The organism is Neisseria sp. P0009.S010 (genome assembly GCF_051958545.1).
In the GTDB taxonomy this organism is placed as follows: Bacteria; Pseudomonadota; Gammaproteobacteria; order Burkholderiales; family Neisseriaceae; genus Neisseria; species Neisseria subflava_A.
In genome coordinates this window covers 1-245 of the sequence record NZ_JBQCVH010000053.1, presented here as the reverse complement: position 1 = coordinate 245, position 245 = coordinate 1, and the positions used below count along the sequence as shown (strand labels likewise).

1 pseudogene is annotated in these 245 nt (G+C 53.9%); it reads left to right on the top strand.

Features of this window, described 5'->3' with window-relative positions:
• A pseudogene (locus tag ACTHSN_RS10870) lies at positions 1–245 on the top strand (IS5/IS1182 family transposase); the annotation flags it as partial.

Below are 245 nucleotides of genomic sequence, written 5' to 3'. Positions count from 1 at the left end.
TGAGCATCCCCGATTACAGCACCTTATGCCGCTACCGCAACTGGCTGGCGCAAGACAACACCCTGTCCGAACTGCTGGAACTGATTAACCGCCAACTGACTGAAAAAGGCCTAAAAGTAGAGAAAGCATCCGCCGCCGTCGTTGACGCCACCATTATTCAGACCGCCGGCAGCAAACAGCGCCAGGCCATAGAAGTTGATGAAGAAGGACAAGTCAGCAGCCAAACCACACCGAGTAAAGACAGC